This window comes from Rummeliibacillus sp. SL167, from assembly GCF_007896505.1.
Classification (GTDB): domain Bacteria; phylum Bacillota; class Bacilli; order Bacillales_A; family Planococcaceae; genus Rummeliibacillus; species Rummeliibacillus suwonensis.
In genome coordinates this window covers 1,905,024-1,930,632 of sequence record NZ_VCBM01000001.1, presented here as the reverse complement: position 1 = coordinate 1,930,632, position 25,609 = coordinate 1,905,024, and the positions used below count along the sequence as shown (strand labels likewise).

At 36.8% G+C, this 25,609-nt stretch carries 22 protein-coding genes; 17 read left to right on the top strand and 5 right to left on the bottom strand.

Annotation, left to right across the window (positions count from 1 at the left end):
* Positions 1–512 precede the first annotated feature (512 nt).
* Positions 513–1,184 carry a LytTR family DNA-binding domain-containing protein gene (locus FEZ13_RS08740; RefSeq protein ID WP_146552314.1) on the bottom strand — a complete coding sequence of 224 codons (672 nt, stop codon included), beginning with the start codon at positions 1,182–1,184 and terminating at the stop codon, positions 513–515.
* A gap of 199 nt (positions 1,185–1,383) precedes the next feature.
* Here FEZ13_RS08740 and aceA point away from each other — a divergent pair, with 199 nt between their 5' ends.
* The 5 genes from aceA (at position 1,384) to FEZ13_RS08720 (ending at position 6,379) form a co-directional block, all read left to right on the top strand.
* Positions 1,384–2,667, top strand: coding sequence for an isocitrate lyase (gene aceA, locus FEZ13_RS08735; RefSeq protein WP_146552313.1), 1,284 nt, complete (start codon positions 1,384–1,386; stop codon positions 2,665–2,667).
* Positions 2,668–2,838: 171 nt separating this feature from the next.
* Positions 2,839–4,437 carry a malate synthase A gene (aceB, locus tag FEZ13_RS08730; protein WP_370467684.1) on the top strand — a complete coding sequence of 533 codons (1,599 nt, stop codon included), beginning with the start codon at positions 2,839–2,841 and terminating at the stop codon, positions 4,435–4,437.
* A gap of 53 nt (positions 4,438–4,490) precedes the next feature.
* Complete coding sequence (locus tag FEZ13_RS19785; RefSeq protein ID WP_208219434.1) at positions 4,491–4,613, top strand: YhfH family protein; 123 nt, start codon at positions 4,491–4,493, stop codon at positions 4,611–4,613.
* Between the two features lie 413 nt (positions 4,614–5,026).
* Positions 5,027–5,476, top strand: a complete 450-nt coding sequence (locus tag FEZ13_RS08725) for a TlpA disulfide reductase family protein (protein WP_146552311.1) — start codon at positions 5,027–5,029, stop codon at positions 5,474–5,476.
* Between the two features lie 243 nt (positions 5,477–5,719).
* Entirely contained in the window at positions 5,720–6,379 is a 660-nt protein-coding gene (locus FEZ13_RS08720) for a potassium channel family protein (RefSeq protein WP_146552310.1), read from the top strand.
* A 185-nt stretch (positions 6,380–6,564) separates the two neighbouring features.
* Here FEZ13_RS08720 and rnjA read toward each other — a convergent pair whose 3' ends face one another.
* Positions 6,565–8,232, bottom strand: a complete 1,668-nt coding sequence (gene rnjA / locus FEZ13_RS08715) for a ribonuclease J1 (protein WP_146552309.1) — start codon at positions 8,230–8,232, stop codon at positions 6,565–6,567.
* A gap of 3 nt (positions 8,233–8,235) precedes the next feature.
* Positions 8,236–8,445 carry a DNA-dependent RNA polymerase subunit epsilon gene (locus FEZ13_RS08710; RefSeq protein ID WP_146552308.1) on the bottom strand — a complete coding sequence of 70 codons (210 nt, stop codon included), beginning with the start codon at positions 8,443–8,445 and terminating at the stop codon, positions 8,236–8,238.
* Between the two features lie 279 nt (positions 8,446–8,724).
* Here FEZ13_RS08710 and FEZ13_RS08705 point away from each other — a divergent pair, with 279 nt between their 5' ends.
* A complete protein-coding gene (locus FEZ13_RS08705) occupies positions 8,725–9,498 on the top strand; it encodes a Cof-type HAD-IIB family hydrolase (protein WP_146552307.1) in 774 nt (257 codons plus the stop codon).
* Positions 9,499–9,735: 237 nt separating this feature from the next.
* Here the strand turns inward: FEZ13_RS08705 and def are convergent, their stop codons facing one another.
* Positions 9,736–10,290, bottom strand: a complete 555-nt coding sequence (def, locus tag FEZ13_RS08700) for a peptide deformylase (RefSeq protein ID WP_146552306.1) — start codon at positions 10,288–10,290, stop codon at positions 9,736–9,738.
* Between def and FEZ13_RS08695 the strand changes: the two genes are divergently transcribed.
* From FEZ13_RS08695 to qoxD, 10 genes are all read left to right on the top strand, one after another.
* Positions 10,271–10,624: a hypothetical protein gene (locus FEZ13_RS08695; RefSeq protein ID WP_146552305.1), complete on the top strand. Its 354-nt coding sequence runs from the start codon at positions 10,271–10,273 to the stop codon at positions 10,622–10,624. The genes def and FEZ13_RS08695 overlap by 20 nt on opposite strands.
* Before the next feature lie 225 nt (positions 10,625–10,849).
* Positions 10,850–11,965 (top strand): pyruvate dehydrogenase (acetyl-transferring) E1 component subunit alpha, encoded by a 1,116-nt coding sequence (gene pdhA / locus FEZ13_RS08690; protein WP_146552303.1) that lies wholly within the window; start codon positions 10,850–10,852, stop codon positions 11,963–11,965.
* A 3-nt stretch (positions 11,966–11,968) separates the two neighbouring features.
* Positions 11,969–12,946: an alpha-ketoacid dehydrogenase subunit beta gene (locus FEZ13_RS08685; RefSeq protein ID WP_146552301.1), complete on the top strand. Its 978-nt coding sequence runs from the start codon at positions 11,969–11,971 to the stop codon at positions 12,944–12,946.
* Between the two features lie 33 nt (positions 12,947–12,979).
* Entirely contained in the window at positions 12,980–14,308 is a 1,329-nt protein-coding gene (locus FEZ13_RS08680; RefSeq protein WP_146552299.1) for a dihydrolipoamide acetyltransferase family protein, read from the top strand.
* Positions 14,309–14,312: 4 nt separating this feature from the next.
* Positions 14,313–15,728 carry a dihydrolipoyl dehydrogenase gene (gene lpdA, locus FEZ13_RS08675; protein WP_146552297.1) on the top strand — a complete coding sequence of 472 codons (1,416 nt, stop codon included), beginning with the start codon at positions 14,313–14,315 and terminating at the stop codon, positions 15,726–15,728.
* A gap of 463 nt (positions 15,729–16,191) precedes the next feature.
* A complete protein-coding gene (locus FEZ13_RS08670; RefSeq protein ID WP_146552295.1) occupies positions 16,192–16,974 on the top strand; it encodes an SDR family NAD(P)-dependent oxidoreductase in 783 nt (260 codons plus the stop codon).
* Positions 16,975–17,583: 609 nt separating this feature from the next.
* The gene (gene qoxA / locus FEZ13_RS08665; protein WP_146549501.1) at positions 17,584–18,492 is read left to right on the top strand and encodes a cytochrome aa3 quinol oxidase subunit II; all 909 of its coding nucleotides are present in this window, start codon (positions 17,584–17,586) and stop codon (positions 18,490–18,492) included.
* Positions 18,493–18,543: 51 nt separating this feature from the next.
* The gene (gene qoxB, locus FEZ13_RS08660; protein ID WP_146549500.1) at positions 18,544–20,487 is read left to right on the top strand and encodes a cytochrome aa3 quinol oxidase subunit I; all 1,944 of its coding nucleotides are present in this window, start codon (positions 18,544–18,546) and stop codon (positions 20,485–20,487) included.
* Complete coding sequence (qoxC, locus tag FEZ13_RS08655; RefSeq protein ID WP_146549499.1) at positions 20,487–21,086, top strand: cytochrome aa3 quinol oxidase subunit III; 600 nt, start codon at positions 20,487–20,489, stop codon at positions 21,084–21,086. The genes qoxB and qoxC overlap by 1 nt, the downstream gene beginning before the upstream one ends.
* A gap of 2 nt (positions 21,087–21,088) precedes the next feature.
* On the top strand, positions 21,089–21,376 hold the full coding sequence (gene qoxD / locus FEZ13_RS08650; RefSeq protein ID WP_146552291.1) for a cytochrome aa3 quinol oxidase subunit IV: 288 nt from the start codon (positions 21,089–21,091) through the stop codon (positions 21,374–21,376).
* Between the two features lie 46 nt (positions 21,377–21,422).
* Here the strand turns inward: qoxD and FEZ13_RS08645 are convergent, their stop codons facing one another.
* On the bottom strand, positions 21,423–22,256 hold the full coding sequence (locus FEZ13_RS08645) for a TetR/AcrR family transcriptional regulator (RefSeq protein WP_146552289.1): 834 nt from the start codon (positions 22,254–22,256) through the stop codon (positions 21,423–21,425).
* Between the two features lie 128 nt (positions 22,257–22,384).
* Between FEZ13_RS08645 and FEZ13_RS08640 the strand changes: the two genes are divergently transcribed.
* Positions 22,385–25,516: an efflux RND transporter permease subunit gene (locus FEZ13_RS08640; RefSeq protein ID WP_146552287.1), complete on the top strand. Its 3,132-nt coding sequence runs from the start codon at positions 22,385–22,387 to the stop codon at positions 25,514–25,516.
* Positions 25,517–25,609: the final 93 nt, after the last annotated feature.

Below are 25,609 nucleotides of genomic sequence, written 5' to 3'. Positions count from 1 at the left end.
CATCTGGAGTGGGGAAGAAAGCTCCAATGAAAGAAGTTTCGCTTTATTTAAAACATATATAACATTGTCGCTATTTTGGATCATTTGGAAAGTGAAAAATGTATAAAGAATACGACAAAATGTTATAGAAGAAGGATTAGAAGAGGGGAAAATGAAAGAACCACGTAAAACTACTAGGAATAGCAGAAAAAAATAAACATATGTAGTGACCTTAGCAAATTTATCTATTTACCATAAATGGATATATATGATTTTATGTGAATTTTCTTGAAAATTCGAATAGTTAATTTTAACTCCATCTATATGGATTTTCGCTACGGCTTGCTCGAGTCCTCGAAAATGTCTGCTCATTTTCTTTGTGTGATTGCTCTTGACCATACACGAAAAATTGGTTTGAATGAAAAAAACAGAGGATCAGTGTGGAATTAACTGTCTGTAAAAGCCTGATTGCTTCAACAAACACCCAGTGAGCGATAGAGAAAACCCTCACTGAGCGAAGTTTCACCTCATAGCTATAGTTCAAGAATTTGTTTTACTTCATTTAGATAAGAACTGCTGACGGGCAACTCTGATCCGTCTTTCATCATAATAAGTAGATTTGAAGAATAATCGCGTGTGATGCGATTGATCGCATGGATGTTAATAATATAGGAACGATGAATCCTTAAAAAATAGTCAGGTAATCTTTTAAAAAGTTCTTTTAATGTTAAATTGACTTTGTATTGTTCTCCATCAGCATAAAACCAATTCTTCTTATTTAAGCTTTCAAAATGTGAAATTTTATCGATTGAGATTGGCACCCATTCATCCTGCTGTTTCCCTGTTATGAAGCGAAAAGGGTTTTTTTTAATGACAGAATGATCAGGAGATAAAATAATGATTAAAGCGGCAGTTTTTCCTAAGAAATCGATGGGATACCCAATACCGTAATATGGGATACCTAGAATTTCCTGATCTATAACAGCTTCAACTTTTTTTCTTTTTTGAATCACTTGATCTGCAATACTTCCTGTTTTTATCTTTTTTCCATTTTCTAAAAGAATATCATATGCCCCCGCCATATAGTAAACGTAAGTTTCCCCAACGGCTATGGCAAGTGAAGCATCTTGAGGTATCCAATCTGCCAATAAATTATAATACTGATTTGCTAACTCCTTCGCAGAAATATCTGTTTCCTGTGCCATTTTTCTTCCTCCCTACTCATCTTTAAAATTCGTTTATTCATCTGAAAAAAAGGAGATTTCATCCAAAAATAATAACAAAATACAAAGTCTGTTGTATATTAGTTTACAACAACGCTAGCTGTTATGCAACAAAATGTAGGGGTGTATTTTATATAGTAAGCTAGCGTTTAACAAAGAAAAATGGGAGATGAAGATGAATATGTCAACAAGACAACAAAAAATCGAACAATTGAAAAAAAGTTGGGCGACTGAAGATCGTTGGAAAGGGATTGAACGTCCTTATACAGCAGAAGAAGTAGTAAAACTTCAAGGTTCTGTACAAATTCAACATACGTTAGCGGAAAAAGGTGCACAGCGCCTTTGGAAGTCGTTGCACGAAGAAGATTTCATCAATGCATTGGGAGCCCTAACAGGTAATCAAGCAGTACAACAAGTAAAAGCAGGATTGAAAGCGATTTATTTAAGCGGTTGGCAAGTAGCAGCTGATGCGAATCTTGCAGGTCAAATGTATCCGGACCAATCATTATATCCTGCGAACTCTGTACCACAAGTCGTAAAACGTATCAATCAAGCTCTTCAACGTGCAGATCAAATCGATCATGCAGAAGGTCGTAAAGACGATTTTGACTGGTTTGCTCCAATCGTTGCAGATGCAGAGGCAGGATTTGGAGGTCCTTTAAATGTTTTTGAATTGGTCAAATCGATGATCGAAGCTGGTGCTGCAGGTGTTCACCTTGAGGACCAATTAGCATCCGAGAAAAAATGTGGTCATTTAGGCGGGAAAGTATTGTTACCAACACAAAATGCGATTCGTAATTTAATCGCAGGACGTCTTGCAACAGATGTTTTAGGTGTTCCTACGATCTTGATCGCACGTACCGATGCAGACGCAGCAGACATGGTAACGAGTGATATTGATTCTAGAGATGCTGAGTTCATCACAGGTGAAAGAACACCAGAAGGTTTCTTCCGTACAAAAGCAGGGATTGACCAAGCGATTGCTCGTGGTTTAGCTTACGCTCCATATGCAGATCTAATTTGGTGTGAAACTTCTAAACCAGATTTAGAAGAAGCGAAAAAATTTGCTGAAGCGATTCATGCAAAATTCCCAGGAAAACCTCTAGCGTATAATTGTTCACCATCTTTCAACTGGAAAGCAAACTTGGATGAGGAAACAATTGCTAAGTACCAAATCGAACTAAGTAAATTAGGATATAAATTCCAATTTGTTACATTAGCAGGTTTCCATGCACTGAACCATAGCATGTTCAAACTAGCTCACGAATACAAAGATCATGGTATGGCAGCTTATTCAAGATTACAACAAGAAGAATTTGCAAGTGAAGCTAATGGCTATACAGCAACAAAACATCAACGTGAAGTAGGTACTGGCTATTTTGATGAAGTATCACAAGTTATTTCAGGTGGTACATCTTCAACAACAGCTATGGGAGGTTCTACTGAAACTGCACAATTTGTCTAATCAAACGATTGATCGAATAAGGTTGTTTGTAAAATTTTCTAATATAAAATGATCTATATTTAAATCGCTTACAATGATTCTAGTTTAAATTGTTCATCATTAGAAAAATAATGGCAAATGACCTTTCATTTTTTTCTATGTAGCTAATTTGAAAGGATGATTAATTTGGGGATTCAGCAAGCAGCCACACCTGTTATTGAAATAAAAGGAAAACAAAACGCATCCACAGAGAGAGTTTTAACACTTGATGCATTGCAATTTGTCGCATCATTACAGCTACAGTTTAATGACAGAAGAAAAAAATTATTAAAACAAAGAGAAGAACGTCAAAAAAAGCTAGATGATGGTGCTACTTTGAACTTTTTGGATGAAACCAAGTCCATTCGTGAAGGTAACTGGACAATTGCTCCGTTACCCCAAGATTTGCAAGATCGACGAGTAGAGATTACAGGTCCTGTTGACCGGAAAATGATTATCAATGCCTTAAATTCCGGTGCAAAAATTTTCATGGCGGATTTTGAAGATGCAACATCGCCAACTTGGGAAAATATGATTGAAGGTCAAATCAATTTATATGATGCCATTCGTAAAACGATTTCTTTCACACAAGCATCAACAGGAAAAGAGTATCGTTTAAATGACAAAACAGCCACTTTATTAGTTCGCCCACGTGGTTTGCATTTAACCGAAAGAAACGTAGAAGTAAATGGTGTTGCGATTTCTGGTAGCTTTTTCGATTTTGGGTTGTATTTTTTCCACAATGTACAGGAACTGATGGCGCGTGGTACAGCACCATACTTCTATTTACCAAAGCTAGAGAGCCATTTGGAAGCCAAACTATGGAATGATATCTTCGTCTACTCACAAGATTATTTAGGAATTCCACAGGGAACGATTAAAGCGACCGTATTAATCGAAACGATCACAGCAGCATTTGAAATGGATGAGATCTTATATGAGTTAAAGGATCATTCAGCTGGTTTAAATTGTGGACGCTGGGATTATATCTTCAGCTACATCAAACGACTACGTAACCATTCAAATGTTATTTTACCAGATAGAGGTCAAGTAACGATGACTTCACCATTTATGAGAGCGTATACACAATTATGTATTCAAACTTGTCATAAACGTAATGCACCTGCGATAGGCGGGATGGCTGCGCAAATTCCGATAAAAGGTGATCCTGAAGCAAATGAGATTGCTTTTGAAAAAGTTCGCGAAGATAAAAAACGTGAAGTAACTGACGGTCATGATGGAACATGGGTAGCGCATCCGGGATTAGTACCTGTAGCCATGAAAGAATTTGATCAGTATATGAAAACACCTAATCAAATTCAGCGTAAGCGGGATGATGTTCAAGTGACAGCTAAAGATTTATTGGAAGTTCCACAGGGGACGATTACTGAAGATGGTTTGCGTCTTAATTGCAGTGTAGGGGTTCAATATATTGCTTCTTGGTTACGAGGGAATGGCGCCGCTCCGATCAATAATATGATGGAAGATGCAGCAACTGCTGAAATATCTCGTACACAGGTATGGCAGTGGATTAGACATCCTGAGGGAAAATTAGAAAATGGTCAAAAAATTGATGTAGCTTTATTCAAAGAAATCTTGAAACAAGAGCTACATAAAATTGAAAAACAAATAGGAAAAGAAAACTTTATCAATGGACGTTATCAAGAGGCTGCAGACATATTTACGGATTTAACACTGCAAGATGATTTCGAAGAATTTTTGACAATACCAAGTTATCAACATATTTCTTAATATGACATTATGATAGCCAAACATTCACTTATAATAGACGAGGAGGAGATAGTATGCAAAACGAGCAAAATGAAAAATATCCAAAAGTTTGTGTAGAATGTGGGTGCGAAATTGTAGAACAGGTCGAATCCACATTATATGAATGTGAACGCTGCCTAGGTAGTAAAGAAGAATAAAGTGAAACTTCATCCAGTAGGAATTTCTTCATCTTCCCACTGGGTGTTTTCGTTGAACCAATCGAATAAGATAGTTGCCTTTATATCCCTTCTACTATTGCATGAGTTTTAAAGGGAGATTGATGAAATAGGAGATCAATCAAAGGGGACAACTTAATATGTACAATCTCTCTAAATTTAACAATGGATTACTTCTTTTTTAAAGAAGCGGTTCATTGTTTTTATCTTTATTCGGCAAATGAGTGAAGCAATGAAAATAAAGAGGCGGCTACAATAGCTAAAGAGTATTTATCCATCCTTGTGATATGCCTGGCGTATAAAAACCAAGGGATTCCTAACCTAGATTAGGTCCTTTTTTTAAAAAATGCATATAGTAACATCGTAGGAACTAAAATTTATGGGGTGAACATACGATGAGATTACGTTCAGAAATGCCAGAACTAGAAGGCGAAGCCGCTTGGTTAAATGGTGAAGTTTCAAAAGCTGATTTAGTCGGGAAAAAACCAACTTTAATTCACTTCTGGTCCATTAGCTGTCATTCATGTAAAGAAGCTATGCCAGAAGTGAATAAATTCCGTGAGCGATATAAAGACAAACTAAACGTAGTTGCAGTTCATATGCCACGATCTGAAAAAGACTTGGATCTTGGAGAAATCAAAAAGGTTGCAGCAGAACATGGTATCACGCAACCAATTTTTGTTGACAGCAAGAGGAAACTTACCGATTTTTTTGAAAACCAATATGTCCCTTCCTATTATGTGTTCGATAAAAACGGTACACTTCGCCACTTTCAAGCAGGCAGTAGTGGTATGAAAATGCTGGAATTGCGTGTTAAACGAGTACTAGATGAAGCGCGTTTTTAATTTCATTTTCCTAAAAGGGGAGATAGCATGGTTAGGAGTATCCTATCATGCTATTTTTGATGGATAGAGTAGAAACGAAGGACCTTCTGCTTAAAAAGTAAGAACATATGGAGTAGATTTTAATGATTGCATGAATTTTAGCCATCCCTTTTTTCTGTATATTGAAAGCAAAAAATGAATTTGTCTGCTAAAATAGATGGGGATATGGCTTTGTGGTGTGCTACGAAATTGGAGGTATTTCGCATGAAAAAGGAATTTGTTGTCATCGGTTTAGGGCGATTTGGAGGTAGTATTGTCAATGAACTTATACATCAAGGTGCGGAAGTAATGGCAATCGATAAGCATCCAGAACGAGTTGATGAATTCGCCACGATTGCTACTCAAGCGGTTGTTGCGGACACAACAGACGAGTCTGTTCTAAAATCTTTAGGAATTCGAAATTTTGAACATGTTATTGTGGCTATCGGTGATGATATCCAATCAAGCATTTTAACCACACTCATGTTAAAAGAAATTGGCGTACAAAAAATTACAGTAAAAGCTCAGAATGATTATCATGAAAAAGTACTCCGAAAAATAGGGGCCGATCATGTGGTACATCCAGAACGCGATATGGGCATTCGAATAGCCAACAATATGATGTCGAATAATGTACTTGATTATTTGGAGCTTTCAGATGAGCACTCGATTATGGAGATAAAGGCAAACGATCAACTTGAAGGACATACGATTATTGGCTTAGATATTCGAGCACGTTATGGTATTACTATCGTGGCTATAAAACGTGAGAGGGACATTATCGTTTCGCCTCAAGCTGATGAAGTGATTCATGAAGGTGATGTGCTGATTGTTATCGGTGCAGATGTGGATATTAATCGCTTTGAGAAAAAAATGCTAAATTGATACTGAACAGAATAATATTTGATAAGGCTTGAAGAGCGTAGATAAAGACAAGCATTGCATTCGATCAACTTTTTCACTCAAAAACATACTAAAAAAACAGAGCATAGATGCTAGTATAACAGCATTCTGTGCTCTGTTTTTATCTTGCACGAATGGGTAAACACCCACTATGAAGTTTAACTTTATTAGACTTCCATGATGACTGGTAAAATCATTGGACGACGTTTGGTTTTTTCAAATAAGTAAGGTCCTAATACATCTGTAATTTCGTTTTTCAACTCAGACCACTGAGGTGATTTTTCTTGCAATGTTTGTTGCAGATGTTTATTTAAGATTTGTTGTGCTTCGTTGATCATCATGCCTGATTCTCTCATATAAACGAATCCACGTGAGATGATATCTGGACCAGCAACCATTTTTTGTTGTTCCATGTCCACACTCACGACAACAATAACAAGACCTTCTTCTGAAAGGATTCGACGGTCTCTCAACACAATGTTACCGATATCACCTATACCGTTACCATCAATATAGACAGAACCGGAAGGGATGCGACCAGCGACATGTGCTTCATCAGAACTTAAAGCAAGAACCTCACCATTTTCCATGATGAAAATATTGTCAGGATCAACATCACAATCTTCTGCCAAGCTTGCATGCATACGCAGCATACGATATTCACCATGAATAGGCATGAAGAATTTTGGTTTAATCAGACGTAACATTAACTTTTGTTCTTGTTGAGAACCGTGACCAGAAGTATGAATATTATTGAACGAACCATGAATTACTTCAGCTCCAGCACGGTACAACAAATTGATCGTCTTATTTACACTAATTGTGTTACCAGGAATTGGTGAAGATGAGAATACGACTGTATCACCTGGTTGAATTTGAATTTGTCGGTGTGTACCGTTTGCAATACGGGATAATGCTGCCATCGGTTCACCTTGACTACCGGTACAAAGGATCATCACTTCGTTCGCTGGCAGTCGATTTAATGCTTGCGCGTCGACAAATGTTTCTTTCGGTGCTGTAATATACCCTAATTCTCGTCCAAGCGTAATCGCATTATCCATACTTCTACCAAAGACAGCAACTTTACGGCCGTGTTTAGCTGCGGCATCAGTGACCTGTTTTAATCTGTGAATATTGGACGCAAATGTTGCGAAAATAATGCGAGATTCTACATTACGTAAAATTTCATCGATACTTTCGCCGACTTTACGTTCTGACATTGTAAATTCTGGACGTTCTGCATTTGTACTGTCAGATAGTAAGCAAAGTACTCCATCTTTCCCGATTTCAGCCATCTTTGTTATATTTGCTGGCTCTCCAACAGGAGTAAAGTCAAATTTGAAATCACCTGTATGCACGATGTTTCCAGGTGGTGTTTTGACAACAATGCCGTATGCATCTGGAATACTGTGTGTGGTTCTAAAGAAACTTACCGATGTTTTACGGAATTTAATAATGTCGTCTTCTTTAATCTCAATGAGTTTTGTTTGACGAAGCAAACCATGTTCATCTAATTTGTTACGCAACAAACCGAGAGCTAATTTACCGCCATAAACAGGAATGTTAATTTGACGAAGTAAATATGGTATACCGCCAATATGGTCTTCGTGACCATGCGTTACAAAAAGCCCCTTGATCTTGTCTACATTTCTTACAAGATAAGTGTAATCAGGGATTACATAATCGATACCAAGAAGATCATCTTCAGGAAACTTAATACCTGCATCTATTAAGATGATTTCATCTTGGAATTGAACTGCATACGTATTTTTACCGATTTCGCCCAGTCCGCCGAGTGCGAAAATTGCAGTTTGGTCATTTTTGACAAATTTCATTAATTAGAGGTTCTCCAATTTGTAATGTTCACTTGCTTGTTCGTATTCTAAGTAATTTCCTTCAAGCAACTGAATATACTCAATATTGTAGCCAGAGTTTTGAAGCTTTTCACGGGCATCACGTACGTCCTCTGCTTCAAGGTATAAGCTTTTAGTATTTTCGCGAACTGGTACTTCAAGCGCATTTTCTTGGTAATAAACTTTGTAAATCATTTTTTGCTCTCCTTTAACACGTTCAAAATAATTGCATTTCCTTTATATTATCATGTAGGTAAATTAAAATAAAGAAAAGCCCTTCATAATTTGAAGGGCAAAGTAACATTAAGCGATTGTTTTTTTTCCGAGTAAGCCACGAAGCCTTTTTAACAGTCGTTTTTTTAGACGTTTAAGCATGGCATATCACTCCTTATATCTATTGTATCAGGTTAGGTAATAAATGTAAAGATGTTTTACTTAACAGTTAAAATATTGAAAGAAGGTCGTTGTGATTATATGAAAAATAAAATCTTATTTTTTGATATTGATGGAACGCTATATAATTCAGAAAAAAGGTTGCCAAAAGCAACCTATGATGCTATTCAGAAAGCTAAAGAAAATGGACATGAAGTAGTGATTGCAACTGGTCGATCTCCTTTCTTTTTGAAGCCGGTCTTAGATGAGCTTGGTTTGAACTCCTATGTTAGCTTTAATGGACAATATGTTGTACATAAAGGCAAAGTAATATCCAAACGTCCTATTCCAATGAATACGATTGAAAGATTAGTGACTCAAGCAGCAATCGAAAATAATCCAATAGTATATTTAGACAATATTAAAATGACTTCGGCCATAAAAGACGATCAAAAGGTACAAATAAGTATGGATTCTTTATTTTATCCAATGCCAGAAGTGGATGGAGAATATTATAAGTATTCAAATACATATCAAATTTTATTGTATGTTGATGAAAAAGAAGAAAAAAGATATGCATCACTTTATCCAGAATTGAAATTTATCAGATGGCATGAATTTTCTGTTGATGTTATCAATCACGATGTTTCCAAGGCTTATGGGATTCGGCAATTTTTAGAACAAACAGATTTTGATTTTGAAGATGCTATTGCATTTGGAGATGGACTGAATGATGTCGAAATGTTGCAAACTGTAGGAACTAGTGTGGCGATGGGCAACGGGCATGAAAAAGCAAAAGAAGCAGCAACTTTTGTAACGGATCATGTAGATCGTGATGGATTATCGAAAGCTATGAAAAAACTAGGCTTATGCTAGAAAAATATCTGCCTAGTAAGAAAATTTAATATTAAAAAACAAAAAATACAATTCAACATCCATTTGAATTGTATTTTTTGTTTCTTAACAGCATTTTGTATTTTACCCGTTTTAATAGATAGTAAATCCTTAGCAGCAAGTTTCCGGCATAAGCGTAAGGCTGAATGAAACAAACTGCCTATATAAGCCCGATTGGTTCAACTAACAGCCAGTAAAACACTAGTTGTTAGTTGAATCTTACTCTTCTAATGGACTAGCATTTGGTATTTCAGCGAAAGGATTATCCTTATTGATATGATCGTAAAACATAATGCCATTTAAATGATCTAATTCATGTTGAAATGCAATAGCAGGTAAACCCTTTAGACGCATTTTCTTTTCTTCTCCATCAGGACTGAAGAATTTCACTGTAATACGTGCATGACGGGGAACATAGCCTGGCACATCACGATCGACTGAAAGACAGCCCTCACCAGTCGCTACATAACTACCTTCTACAGAATGGCTGACAATTTTAGGATTGATGACAATCAAACTAATTTGATTTCCTTTACTATCGGGCAAATATAGTGCAAACATTCTTTTTGAAACGTTTACTTGAGGCGCTGCGATTCCAATCCCAGAACGTAAGCCGTGTTTATTGGCTATTTCAGGATCTTGACTGTTAATTAAAAATTGGAGTAAATCTTCGCCAAGTTTTTTTTCTTCTGCTGTTAGAGGAAAGGTCATTTCTTTTGCAACTTCTCGTAAAGTTGGATGACCTTCCCGGATAATGTCGTGCATTAAAATCATTGCGTTCTCCCCTTCGAAAATAGTTCCTAATTATCCCGCTTTAACGGGCAGTAAGGCTCCTATCTCAAGATATAGAGAAACGAGAAAGAGAGATGGGGAAACCACTGCCTGTAAAAGTCCGATTGGTTCGGGCGGGCAAGATGTTGGTCCCTCAGGTGTTGCCACAACAGGACGTGGCGCTTTTAACCTGAGTTCCTCTCCATCAGTGGGAGATGAAGAACCCCCCACTGATGGAGTTTCACTTTATTATAACGTACAAACCATTGCATTCAACGAAAAGAAACTTCGGTTTATAAAAGTTTGTTTTAGTTATGAAAGAAAAGGCAATAACTGAAATGTTAAAACTGTGTTAGTAAAGAATCTAAAAATAGCACTGTTATATATAACAGAATAAATCCGTTGGTAATACAGTATTGGTAAAGGATGAAAATTAAAAATAGAGATAGTAGATAACTATGATTGACCGCTGAATTACTATTCGATATACTATTATAAAAGGTTGCTGTATTATTAAAATCTTTATAATGATATAATACAGAAATAAAGGAGATGTGGTAAAATGGTTTCTAAAAAAATTCAACAATTCGATCCTGTGGCTAATTTACAGGAAATCGAAGAAAAATTTGAAATGTTTCAAATTTTAAACGAAGAAGGGGAAATTGTTAATCAGGAGGTTGACCTTCAGCTATCTGATGACCAATTAGTCGAATTGATGAGCCGCATGGTCTTTACACGTATTTTAGATCAACGTTCAATTTCATTAAATCGTCAAGGTCGTCTAGGTTTCTATGCACCAACTGCTGGTCAAGAAGCCTCTCAAATTGCTTCTCATTATGCACTTGAAAAAGAAGACTATATTTTACCTGGTTATCGCGATATACCACAAATCGTATGGCACGGACTCCCATTGTGGAAAGTATTCCTTTGGTCACGTGGACATTTTGTAGGTGGTCAAATTCCAGAAGATGTGAATGTATTATCACCACAAATTATTATTGGTGCTCAATATGTTCAAACTGCAGGAGTCGCACTAGGTATTCAAAAACGTGGTAAAAAGGCAGTTGCCGTAGCATATACAGGTGATGGTGGTTCATCACAAGGTGATTTCTATGAAGGTATCAACTTTGCAGGGGCTTTCAGATCACCAGCGATTTTTATTGTACAAAATAATCAGTATGCAATTTCTACACCTCGTGAATTGCAAACAGCTGCTTCAACGATCGCTCAAAAGGGCATCGCTGCTGGTATACCAAGTATTCAAGTAGATGGTATGGATCCATTAGCAGTTTATGTAGCTACACGTGATGCTCGTCGACGTGCGATCACGGGGGATGGACCATCATTAATCGAAACCGTTTGTTATCGTTATGGTCCTCATACAATGGCTGGTGACGATCCAACACGTTATCGTACTTCAGAAACAGATTCTAAATGGGAAAAGAAAGACCCAATTGTTCGTTTCCGTAAATTCCTTGTCGCAAAAGGTTTATGGAATGAAGAAAAAGAAACGGAAGTAATCGCAAAAGCAAAAGAAGAAATTAAAGTAGCTATTAAAAAAGCGGACGAAACGCCAAAACAAAAAGTAACTGATCTTATTCGTAACATGAATGACGGGGATCTTCCTTATAACTTACAAGAACAATTTGAAATCTACGCTGAGAAGGAGTCGAAGTAACCGATGGCACAAATGACAATGATTCAAGCAATTACAGATGCACTTCACTGTGAGTTAAAAGATGACGAAAATGTGTTGGTATTCGGTGAAGACGTTGGTGTGAACGGAGGGGTTTTCCGTGCTACCGAAGGTCTTCAAAAAGAGTTTGGTCAGGATCGTGTATTCGATACACCTCTTGCTGAATCTGGAATCGGTGGTCTTGCCATCGGTCTTGCACTTCAAGGGTTCCGCCCAGTACCAGAAATTCAATTTTTCGGCTTTGTTTACGAAGTCATGGACTCGATTTGTGGACAGTTAGCTCGTATGAGATATCGTTCAGGTGGCAGCCTAGGGGCACCTGTTACGATTCGCTCCCCATTTGGCGGTGGTGTGCATACACCTGAAATGCACTCAGATAGTTTAGAAGGTTTAGTAGCATCTCAACCCGGTCTTAAAGTAGTTGTTCCATCAACTCCTTACGATGCGAAAGGACTTTTGATTTCATCTATTCGTGATAATGATCCAGTTGTATTTTTAGAACACTTAAAACTTTATCGCTCATTCCGTGAAGAAGTACCAGAAGAATCCTACACGATTCCGCTTGGCAAAGCAGATGTTAAACGTGAAGGTAAAGACATTTCCATTTTCGCTTATGGCGCGATGGTTCACGAGTCATTAAAAGCCGCAGAAGCACTGGAAAAAGAAAATTATTCAGTTGAAGTTGTTGACTTACGGACAATTCAACCATTAGACATCGAAACAATTATTGCTTCTGTTGAAAAAACAGGCCGTGCAATCGTTGTTCAAGAAGCTCAAAAACAAGCAGGTATTGCAGCAAATGTCGTAAGTGAAATAACAGAACGAGCTATTTTGAGTCTTGAAGCACCCGTTCTTCGTGTAACAGCACCAGATACTGTTTATCCATTCCCACAAGCAGAGGCAGTATGGCTACCAAATTCAAAAGATATTATTGCAACGGCTAAAAAAGTTTTAGAATTCTAATTTATTATGTAATATAAGGAAAGGGTGAATTATATGGCTTATAAATTCCGTTTACCTGATATTGGTGAAGGTATCCATGAGGGAGAAATCGTCAAGTGGTTTGTTAAACCGGGTGATAAAATTGAAGAAGATACGGTATTAGCAGAAGTTCAAAACGACAAAGCGGTTGTTGAAATTCCATCTCCAGTTGAAGGAACTATTGAAAAAGTACTTGTGGAAGAGGGAGCTGTAACAACTGTTGGCACCGCTCTTTTAGAAATTGATGCACCAGGATACGAAGAACTCGAGCTTCATGGTCATATTGACGATGAAGAAGAGAAAGCTAAAACAGAAGCACAGGTACAAGCAACAGCAGAAGATGGGAAAAAAGTAGAGAAAGTAGTTTCTAATGAGCAAGGAACTACTGGAAGCGCAGAAGAACAAGACCGTTCAAAGAAGCGTGTAATCGCTATGCCGTCTGTACGCAAATTTGCTCGTGAAAACGGGGTCAATATTCAAGCAGTTGTTGGCACCGGTAAAAACGGGCGAGTTTTAAAAGAAGATATTGAAGCGTTTAAAAATGGCGAAGCAAAACAAGATACTTCAGAAAAAACAATTGCAGTTGAAGAAACATCAGCTCAAGAAGTTGCAAAAACGACTCCAGTTGAATTTGAAGGTGAATTCCCAGAAACACGTGAAAAAATGTCAGGTATTCGTCGTGCAATCGCTAAGGCAATGGTTCACTCTAAACAAACAGCTCCACATGTAACATTAATGGATGAAGTAGATGTAACTGAATTAGTTGTTCACCGTAAAAAGTTCAAGGCTATTGCTGCTGAAAAAGGTATTAAGCTAACTTATCTTCCTTATGTAGTCAAAGCATTGGTCAGTACTTTACGCGAGTTCCCAGAATTTAACCGTTCATTGGATGATGCCACACAAGAGATTATCCAAAAACATTATTACAACGTAGGTATTGCAGCTGACACAGAAAAAGGTTTACTTGTTCCCGTTATCAAACATGCAGATCGTAAATCTGTTTTTGCACTTTCTGATGAAATCAGCCAATTGGCAACAAAAGCTCGTGAAGGAAAATTAGCTCCTAACGAAATGAAAGGAGCATCTTGTTCCATCACAAATATTGGTTCAGCAGGTGGTCAATGGTTTACTCCAGTAATTAACCATCCTGAAGTAGCAATTTTGGGAATAGGAAGGATTTCTGAAAAACCTGTGATAAAAAATGGTGAAATTGTAGCGGCACCTGTGTTAGCATTATCATTGAGCTTTGATCATCGAATGATCGACGGCGCTACTGCTCAGCATGCGTTGAACAATATAAAACGCTTGTTAAGTGAGCCCGAACTATTATTAATGGAGGCGTAATAAAATGGTAGTAGGAGATTTTCCAATCGAAAGAGATACAATTGTCATCGGTGCTGGCCCTGGGGGGTATGTAGCAGCAATCCGTGCAGCACAAACAGGTCAAAAAGTAACAGTAATAGAACGTGAATTTGTAGGCGGCGTATGTTTAAACGTAGGCTGTATCCCATCTAAAGCGTTAATTTCTGTGGGTCATCGATATGTACAAGCAAAAGAATCAGATGATATGGGAATTATTGCTCCAGAAGTTAAATTAGACTTCAAAAAAGCTCAAGCATTCAAAGATTCTGTTGTAAAAAAATTAACTGGCGGTGTTTCTGGTTTACTTAAAGGAAACAATATTGAAGTGGTAAAAGGTCAAGCTTATTTCCATGATGCCAACTCATTACGAGTAATCACTGAAGATTCAGCTCAAACATACACATTTAAAAACGCTATTATTGCAACGGGTTCTCGACCAGTTGAAATTCCAACATTTAAATTTTCAAACCGTGTGTTAAATTCAACAGGTGCACTTTCATTGCAAGAAGTACCTGACAAACTTGTTGTCATTGGTGGAGGTTACATTGGTACTGAACTTGGTTCTGCCTATGCTAACTTAGGTTCTCAAGTAACCATTCTTGAAGGTGGCAAAGATATCTTAGCTGGCTTTGAAAAACAAATGACAACAATTGTTAAAAAAGGTCTTAAGAAAAAAGGTGTGACAATTGAAACAGAAGCTTTAGCACAAGGTGTTGAAGAAACTGAATCAGGTGTTACAGTAAAATATGAAGTAAAAGGCGAAGCAAAAGAAATTGCGGCTGATTACGTATTAGTGACTGTAGGTCGCCGACCAAATACAGATGAGCTAGGCTTAGAACAAATTGGCATTGAATTTGGCGAACGTGGACTGTTAAAAGTGGATAAACAAGGTCGCACAAGTGTACCAAATATTTATGCAATTGGTGATATTGTCCCTGGCCCACAACTTGCCCATAAAGCATCTTACGAAGGGAAAATTGCTGCCGAAGCAATTGCTGGACAAAAATCAGTTGTTGATTATTTAGCCATTCCAGCCGTATGCTTCACAGATCCTGAAATGGCTACTGTAGGTCTATCAGAAGATCAAGCAAAAGGGGAAGGCTATGAAGTTACTACAGGAAAATTCCCGTTTGCAGCAAACGGTCGTGCACTTGCATTGAACCAAACAGAAGGCTTTGTCAAACTTGTTGCGCGTAAAGAAGATGGTTTATTATTAGGCGCACAAATCGTAGGTACTGGTGCATCAGATATGATTGCTGAATTAGGTTTAGCCATCGAATCTGGCGTCACACTTGAAGACATAGCAATGACAATCCATGCTCACCCAACTTTAGGTGAAATTACAATGGAAACTGCTGAAGTTGCATTAGGTAATCCAATTCACATCATTGCTAAAAAATAATTTATACATTTATAAACCTCTTAGGATACTGCTGTCAATGTGGACTAAGGGGTTTTTTATTCTGACAAAACAGGCAATGAGCTCTCAGCATCAAGCCTCTAGTAAAGTTAGAGAGAGAAAGAGGGGAACAAACTGCCTGTAAAAATCCGATTAGTTCAACTAACACCCCATGGAAGAATAGAAAAACTTCTATGGGGTGAAGTTCCCCTTTAACCCGTTTTATAACAGGCGGTAATTCCTCAACATCGACTTCTAGTAAAAGCAGGCGGGATAAAGGAACAAATGCTTGTAAAAGTCTAATTCGCTCAGTAATATCTGATGGGAGGGGGAAGAAAACTTCCTTCCATGAGCTAGCATTTCAACTAGATGTCGTTGTTTTTTCAATCAGTTACACAAAGCATGTTTAAAATAAGGTAAACATTGACTGATACAAGGATATAACAAAATGATTGGAGGTTTGAAAATGGAGCTAGGTTTAAATGGGAAAGTAGCAGTCATCACGGGAGCTAGCAAAGGAATTGGCTTTGCAACAGCCAAACGATTAGCGGCAGAAGGAGCAGAGGTCGTTATTTGTGCGAGAACAGCTTCAGCTCTGGAAGAAGCTGCAAAAGATATATTAAACGAAACAGGTAAAGAAGTCGTCACGATTGTTGCAGATGTTACGAAAGAAGAGGACTGTCAGCGTGTTATTGACACCACAGTTAAACACTTTGGACAATTACATATTCTTATCAATAATGCTGGCACATCAGCGGCTCATTCTTTTTTAGAGGTAGACACAGATTATTGGAAGAACGATTTAGATTTAAAATTATTTGGCGCTATTTATACGGCAAAAGCGGCAATCCCTCACATGGAGAGAGCAGGAGGAGGGGCTATTGTAAATGTCACAGCTGTGTTAGGTAAAACACCACCAGCGTCTTCTTTACCGACAACCGTAAGTAGGGCTGCCGGTATGGCTTTGACAAATGCGATGAGCAAAGATCTTGGTTCGATGAATATTCGTGTTAATACCGTTTGCATTGGGTTTATCCGTAGTGCTCAAATTGAACGTATGTGGCAAACAAAGTTTCCAGAATTGACTTGGGAAGAGTATTCTCGAAAAGTAGGAAAATCTATTCCACTTGGCCGCATTGGAGAAACAGAAGAAGCTGCAAATGTAATTACATTTTTGGTTTCTGATGCAGCATCTTATGTAAGTGGTACTTCTATCAATATTGATGGTGGTTCTGCGCCTGCTTTATAAAAAAAGAAAAGAATATAGAATCATTTTCATCATCGATAAGGTTTTGGCATTGTATTATCGTTTTTTGAAAATCGCCTTTTACAAAATTAGGTAGAGGCGATTTTCTTTTTTTATATAATGAAAGCGGATTCTTTCAGATAATTCAAGTCGTTTAGTTTTGAAATATATCAATATTCCATAATAGTTTCCATATTTATATTTCTTTAGATCTATATTGAAACAACGTACACATTTTATACAAATTATGTCCACAAAACGTTCAAAAAAGGCAAATTTATTTTGTAATTGGAGTATTTTTTATTTTTTTATTAAAAATATGGAGGTATAATTCATGTGAATTTAATCGGAGATCGAAAAGCTTGGAAGAAAAAATTACAAAAATTAGGACTTCTATTTTTCACTATATAAATTGTGATAATAGTATATTACATTCGTACATGTTTGGGGTTATTAAATTATTGAGTGAATGTTATATACTCACAATTTATATTGCAGCAATTTTCAATCTCAATGAATTCAAAGATAGTTTCAAATATTAGAAGAACGAATACTTCAATAAAACATTTTAAATGATTGGATTTTAATTGTTTTTTGAGAAGGGAGTACATTATGAAGAAAAAAGTTCTTATTATGCCGGCGGTTATGGCCTTCTTGACATTCATATTGTCCGGATGCCAACCTTTGATGGTATTCGATGCAAAGGGGCCAAATGCTAAGACTTTGTCGAACACAATCATCTTTTCCATAATAGTGATGGCTGTTATTTTATTAGTCGTATATGTATTACTGATTAATATGTTGGCAAAATATCGCGCATCAAAACAACCAGCAGATTATGAACCACCTCATGAAGAAGGTAGTAAAGCTTTAGAAATTACGTGGACAGCTATTCCGATTATTATTGTAACCGTTTTAGCTATTGTCACAGTGTTTACAACGTCAAAGGTTGAAAACCAACAAACAGGCTATGGTGATAAAAAGCCGCTCGTCATTTATGCTTCATCATCTGATTGGAAATGGCATTTTAGTTATCCAGAACAAGGAATAGAAACCGTTAACTATCTTAATATTCCAACTGATCGACCAATTGAATTTAGATTATATTCTTTTGGACCCATTACAAGTTTTTGGATTCCACAATTAGCCGGTCAAAAATACGCTATGAGTGATATGGTCACGAAAATCCACTTAGCTGCTGATGAAGAGGGCTCATATATGGGGCGTAATTCAAACTTCAATGGTAAAGGCTTTGCGAAAATGGAATTTGAAACTCAAGCGATGTCACAAGATGATTTTGATCAATGGGCTAAAGACGTAAAAGCACATGAACCAAAATTGACAGAAGCTAAATTTAATAAATTACTAAAAACATCTTTTGTGGGACGAGAAAGTTTCTCTTCTACACATTTATCATTTAGCCCAGCTCCAATGGATATGAGCGAACATAGTGATAGTAAATCAAAAAAAGATGATTCACATGATTCTCACGATATGAAAGGAATGCATATGTCTCACTAACTTAGTAGCAAAGTAGTTTTTAAGTATTGAGACAAGAAAGGAGTTACATTCATGAGCATGAAAGAATTATTCGCGCCGATGAAAGAGCCGATGATTTTTGGCGCTGGTATCAGTATCTTAGTTGGTGCTATTGCTATTGTTGTTGGCTTGACTTACTTCAAAAAGTGGGGCTGGCTCTATAAAAACTGGCTTACTACTGTTGACCATAAAAAAATCGGTGTTATGTATATCTTTGTTGCATTGATTATGCTATTTAGAGGCGGCATTGATGCGCTGTTAATGCGTGCACAAACTGCTATTCCAGAAAATGGTTTATTGAATGCCGAACACTATAATGAAATTTTCACAACACATGGTTTGATCATGATTATCTTCATGGCAATGCCATTTATTATTGGTTTGATGAATATCGTCATTCCTCTACAAATTGGTGCCCGTGATGTGGCATTTCCAAGATTAAATGCACTAAGCTTCTGGTTATTTGCAGCTGGTGCAGGATTATTAAATATATCATTCATAATTGGTGGTTCACCTAATGCTGGATGGTCATCTTATTTTCCATTAGCAGGCATAGAATTTAGCCCTAATGTGGGAAACAACTATTATGCTTGGTCTTTACAAATCTCTGGTTTGGGTACCTTGATGACAGGTATTAACTTCATTACAACGATCGTTAAAATGCGTGCACCTGGTATGACGTTGATGAAAATGCCAATGTTTACTTGGTCAGCATTAATCACTAATATCATTATTACATTTGCCTTTCCAGTGCTAACAGTTGCACTTGCATTGATGACTTTAGATCGTCAATTTGGCACGAAATTCTTCGCGATGCAAGATGGTGGGATGGATATGCTTTGGGCTAACTTGTTCTGGGTCTGGGGACATCCTGAAGTATATATCGTTATTTTACCTGCATTCGGTATTTTCAGTGAGGTAATTTCAACATTTTCACGTAAAAACTTATTTGGCTATACGTCAATGGTATTTAGTATGATTGCCATTTCATTATTATCATTTATGGTATGGGTTCACCACTTCTATACAATGGGGCATGGTGTCATGGTCAATGGTATTTTCTCAATAACAACCATGCTGATCGCTGTTCCAACTGGTGTTAAGATATTCAACTGGTTGTTAACCATGAGACATGGGAAAATTACATTCACAACACCTATGCTTTACGCATTAGCATTTATTCCAATCTTCACAATTGGTGGGGTAACTGGGGTTATGCTTGCCATGGCGAGTGCCGACTATCAATATCACAACACATTGTTCTTAGTAGCTCACTTCCACTATGTGTTAATACCAGGTACAGTCTTTGGCGTTCTAGCAGGTTATCATTTCTGGTGGCCAAAAATCTTTGGTTTCCGATTAAATGAAAAACTTGGTAAATCAGCCTTCTGGTGTATTGTGGTAGGTTTTAACGTTGCATTCTTCCCTCTATTCATATTAGGTTTAGATGGTTATGCACGTCGTATGTACACTTATTCTGCAGATACAGGTTATGGACCATTGAGCATGGTATCATTCATAGGAGCTCTTGTATTAGCTGTAGGTTTTGCTCTACTTTGCTATAACATTTACTATAGCTTCCGTCATAGTCCACGTGAATTGACTGGCGATCCATGGGATGCACGTTCTCTTGAATGGGCAACACAAAGTCCAGTTCCAGAATATAATTTTGCGATCGTCCCACATATCAATCAATTAGATGAATTCTGGTATGCGAAAAAAGAAGGTAGAGATATTACAGCTGGTCAATATGAACGCATTCATATGCCAAATAATAGTGGTGCCCCCATGTGGATGGCTGGTGTACTATTCCTATTCTCATTCTTCTTTGTATTCAGTGTTTGGTCTCTAGTGATTGTATTTGGAATTGCGACATTAGGATTTATGGCTTATCGTTCATTTGAAAAAGATGAAGGTCACCATATTGAAGTGGCAGAAATCGAAGCAACTGAACGCCGATTGAGAGGTGAACTATAGTGTCAAAAGAAAACAAATCAGTTCCATTAGAGTACAGTACAGAAGAAAATGAATTAAAAATCTTTGGTTTCTGGGTTTTCCTTGGGGCCGAAATCCTTCTCTTTGCGACATTATTTAGTGTGTACTTTGCATTAGTGGATCGTACAGGTTCAGGTCCTATAGGCAAGGAATTATTTGAATTACCGCCTGTATTGGTAGAAACATTTGTCTTGCTCACTAGTAGTTTTTTAATTGGTTTAGGTGTTCATGCCATGCGTATCGGACGTACAAAGGCAATGATCGTATTCTACATCTTAACATTAGTTTTAGGTGCTGTATTCCTTGGTGTAGAAATCAATGAATTTCTAACGTATATCCATGATGGTGCTACGATCCAAACAAGTGCTTTCATGTCGTCATTAATGACACTTCTTGGTACTCATGGTGCCCACGTAACATTTGGTCTTCTATGGGGGTCAGGTATCTTACTGCAAATTAAAAAACGAGGTTTAAATGCTAAAACAGCCAATAAAGCGTTTATCTTTTCATTATATTGGCACTTCCTTGACGTTGTATGGATTTTCATCTTCAGTTTTGTTTATTTGAAAGGGGTGTTGTAAAAATGAAAGAACTATTTCCAAAAGAACATGTAATGGGCTTTGTCGGTTCTCTTGTTTTAACACTCGCAGCTTTAACCGTAGTGATGTTTAAAGGAATGTCGAACGGTGTTGCTCTGACCATTCTGATTGTGACAGCTGCTGCTCAAGCGCTTGTTCAATTAGTTTTGTTTATGCATATTGGTGAAACAGAAGATAAGAAATCTTTATATATTACAATTATTTACTCCGTATTAGTTGGTTTAATCACCGTATTTGGTACATTGTTAGCAATGGTTTGGGGATACATGTAAATCGACAAAGAAAAAGCAACTCAGCATGTGTTGAGTTGCTTTCTTTTCACATATTATTGATATATTGTTTTAGTAATATGGCAAGCCAATTTAAGTTATTTGTAACAAGATTGGATGACATGCCTAATAGTATAGCCTTGCGAGGATGTTCTTTTTGCAATTCTTCCATGATTAACTCGAAAGTATCCGTCATAAAGGAATCATCTATATACTGCTCTTTACATTTTGTTATTTCATCTAGGATATCTTCTTTTTTGATAAGAACATGATTCTTAGGATCTTGTTCATACATTTCCTTTGTGATCAATGGTGTCAAATCCGCATGAACCAATACATCAATCCTGTTTACCAAAAATTTACTCAATTCATAATAATCTACGGACTGTTTTTGTAGTACAATAAACTCGGCATAACCTTTCATCATACCATGTATACATATCGATAGATCATATTTACTTTCTTCTATTTTTGAACCGTATATGTCCTTTAGAAGCAGTAAAGTGATTTGATCAGCAATTTTACATTGTGTTTGAATATTATCGATCACTTCTTTGTCAACAATATTGATGAGCTCGCGTGCATGTGTTGAGATAAAGGGATAATTTTTTTCAAATAACTTAAAAGATAACACGAAATATTGTCTTAGTTTCTCCTTAGGCTCCGTTTTCAAATTTATAAGCTCTTGATATTTTAATATCATATCTTGAATAAGGTACTCAAAAATCGCAATGAGCAGTTCTTCTTTTGATTTAAAAGAAAGATAAAAAGCGCCTTTTGATATGCCACATGCATTTGTGATGTCTTGAATGGAAGTTGAGGCAATCGAACGTTCAAATAAAATCTCTATAGACTTTTCAATAATAAGATCCCGTTTTGACATATTTTCACTCTTTCTATAATGATTACTATACTATGGTTTGACTTTTGACTCTTTGGTCATTATTATATTGAATTGTGACCGGTAAGTCAAAAATCGTGATGAATGAGTATAAAAAGGACGGTGTATGAATGAACTCGCTAATTAAATTTGTATTAAAGAATAAGCTTGCGGTATGGTTGTTAACGATTATTATTGCAGCTGCTGGAGTATATGCAGGATCAAAAATGAAATTAGAAACGATTCCTGATATTTCAGTTCCTGTCGCAACAGTAACAACTGTTTATCCAGGAGCAACACCTCAACAAGTAGCCGATGATATTTCGATTCCGTATGAAAAAGCAGTTAACCATTTAAAAGGTGTTGCAACTGTTTATTCTAATTCATATCAAAATGCCTCTAGTCTACAAATAGAGTTTGAGTATGGGACTGATATGAAAGAAGCAGTAAGTAATATTAAAGAAGTACTTGAAAAAGTAGAGCTTCCAGATACTGCTGAGAAACCAACTGTTGACCGTATTAATATTAATGCTTTCCCAGTTGTTGCATTAAGTGTTGCCAATAAGGATCAGTCGATTGCAGAGTTAACAAAGACGACTGAAGACTATTTTGTACCTAAACTAGAAGGTGTTGATGATGTTGCATCTGTAACAGTATCAGGCCAACAAGTTGAAAAAGTAGAACTTACTTATGATCAAAAACAATTAGCTAAATATGGCTTAACTGAAGATTCCATCAAACAATATATCCAAGCAATGGATACAAAAGTTCCATTAGGTATCTTCCAATTTAAAAATGAAGAACAATCAGTTATTGTTGATGGAAAAATGACAACGATAAAAGATTTGAAAGATTTAGAGATTCCAGTGGCAACACAAAGTGCTGCTTCAGGAGCTCAAGGGCAAGCTTCACAAGCACAAGGTGGAACCCAGGTTGCACAACAAGCTCCACAAGCAAAACCATTTGTAAAATTAGGAGAAATCGCTTCTATTAAAAAGATTGGGGAAGTAGAATCCGTTTCACGTACAAATGGACAATCAGCGATCGCTGTTCAAGTAGTCAAAGCACAGGACGCCAATACAGTTGATGTTGTTAATGATGTAAAAGATGCTGCGAAGAAGTTTGAAAAAGAAAACAAAGGAATGGATATTGAGGTAACACTCGATCAAGGACAACCAATTGAAGAATCTGTTCAAACGATGCTTGATAAAGCTCTATTTGGTGCGATTTTTGCAGTAATCATCATCATGTTGTTCTTACGTAATATTCGTTCAACCATTATTTCGGTTGTCTCTATTCCAATGTCATTATTAATCGCAGTTGTTGCATTAAAACAAATGGATATTTCATTGAATATGATGACATTAGGTGCGATGACCGTTGCGATTGGGCGGGTAATTGATGACTCGATTGTTGTTATTGAAAATATCTATCGAAGGATTTATCTTGAAGGCGAAAAGCTGCATGGACGTGCATTAATCCGTGAAGCAACTATCGAAATGTTCAAACCAATTTTAGCTTCAACCGTTGTAACAATTGCTGTATTCTTACCTCTTGGTTTAGTAGGAGGAATGGTTGGTGAGCTATTCTTGCCATTTGGTTTAACAATGGTATTTGCTTTAATTGCATCCTTAATCGTTGCGATCACAATTGTTCCGGTTTTAGCCCATACACTGTTCAAAAAAGAATTATATAGTAAGAGAAAAACGAAAAAAGAAGAACATGGTAAACTGGCAAAAGGATATAAACGTATTTTATCATGGGTATTAAATCATAAATGGATCACATCTATTGGCTCTATCGTTATTTTAATAGCAAGCTTATTCTTGGCTCCACTTGTTGGTTTTAGCTTTTTACCAGATGATGAACAGAAAATGGTGTACTTAACCTATACTCCTGAGCCAGGTGAAACGCGCGATAAAGTGATTGATGATGTTGAAGTAATCGAAAAAATGGTTATGGGGAAGAAGAATGTTAAAACCGTTCAATCTTCTATCGGTGGCTCTAATCCAATGATGCCAGGTGCATCTAACGGAGCATTAGTCTATGTTATCTATGATTCAGATACAGACAACTTTGAAAATGTAAAAGAAAAACTTGTTAAAGAAGTTCAAGATAGCGGTCAAAAAGGTACATGGAAGAGTCAAGATTTCACATCAACAGGTTCAAGCAATGAAGTTTCATATTCTGTTTACGGTAATACAATTGAAGATATCAAACCGGTTGTCAAAGATATAGAAAAGATCATGAAGAAACAAGACAATCTAAAAGATGTTAAATCTTCATTAGCCGAAAACTATGATGAAAAAACATTGGTGATTGATCAAGATAAGGCAAAAGTTCTAGGCTTAACAACTGGGCAAATTGCCATGGCGATTAATCCAAATACACAAACAGAAGTTTTAACTACTGTTACAGAGAATGGTAAAGAACTAGATGTAAATGTGCATAAGGAAGCGGCTTCTCCAGATAGATTCCAAGAAGTTTTAGATGAAGAAATTGATACGCCTGTGGGCAAAAAAGTAAAAGTTTCTGACGTAGTGGATGTAAAAGAAGGAACAACTTCAGCTGAAGTTAATCGTAGTAAAGGTAAAATCTACGCTAGTGTAACAGCTACTGTAACTTCTAAAGATATTACAAAAGCATCGTCAGCTGTCCAAAAAAATATTGATAAACTAGATTTACCTAATAGTGTAGAAGTTGATACGGGCGGCGTTACAGAAGATATGAAAGAAGCCTTCACAAAATTAGGCTTAGCGATTGTTGCTGCAATCGCGATTGTTTACTTCACATTAGTGGTTACATTTGGTGAAGGTCTAGCACCATTCGCCATCCTATTCTCACTACCATTTACAGTAATCGGTGCATTAGTTGCCTTATATATTTCAGGAGAAACGATTGGTGTATCATCTATGATTGGTTTGTTGATGTTAATCGGTATCGTCGTAACCAACGCGATCGTATTAGTAGATCGAATTATTCATATGGAACACGATGGTATGTCGATGCGTGAGGCAATCTTAGAAGCAGGAGCAACTCGCTTACGTCCAATTTTGATGACTGCTATTGCAACAATTGGTGCATTAATTCCGTTAGCAGTAGGTGCAGAAGGTGGCGGTCTTATTTCTAAAGGTGTTGGTGTAACTGTTATTGGTGGATTGATCAGTTCAACGATTTTAACACTAGTCATTGTACCGTTGGTATATGAATTAATTTCAAGGATCTTGAAAAAAGATCGTGCTCATGAAAATAAAGAAGATTAAATGATCACCATTCACAAAGTCAGCTTTTGTAGAATAATCTACAAGAGCTGGCTTTTTTTTTTATGTTTTTATGCATAGATGAGAGCAATCACT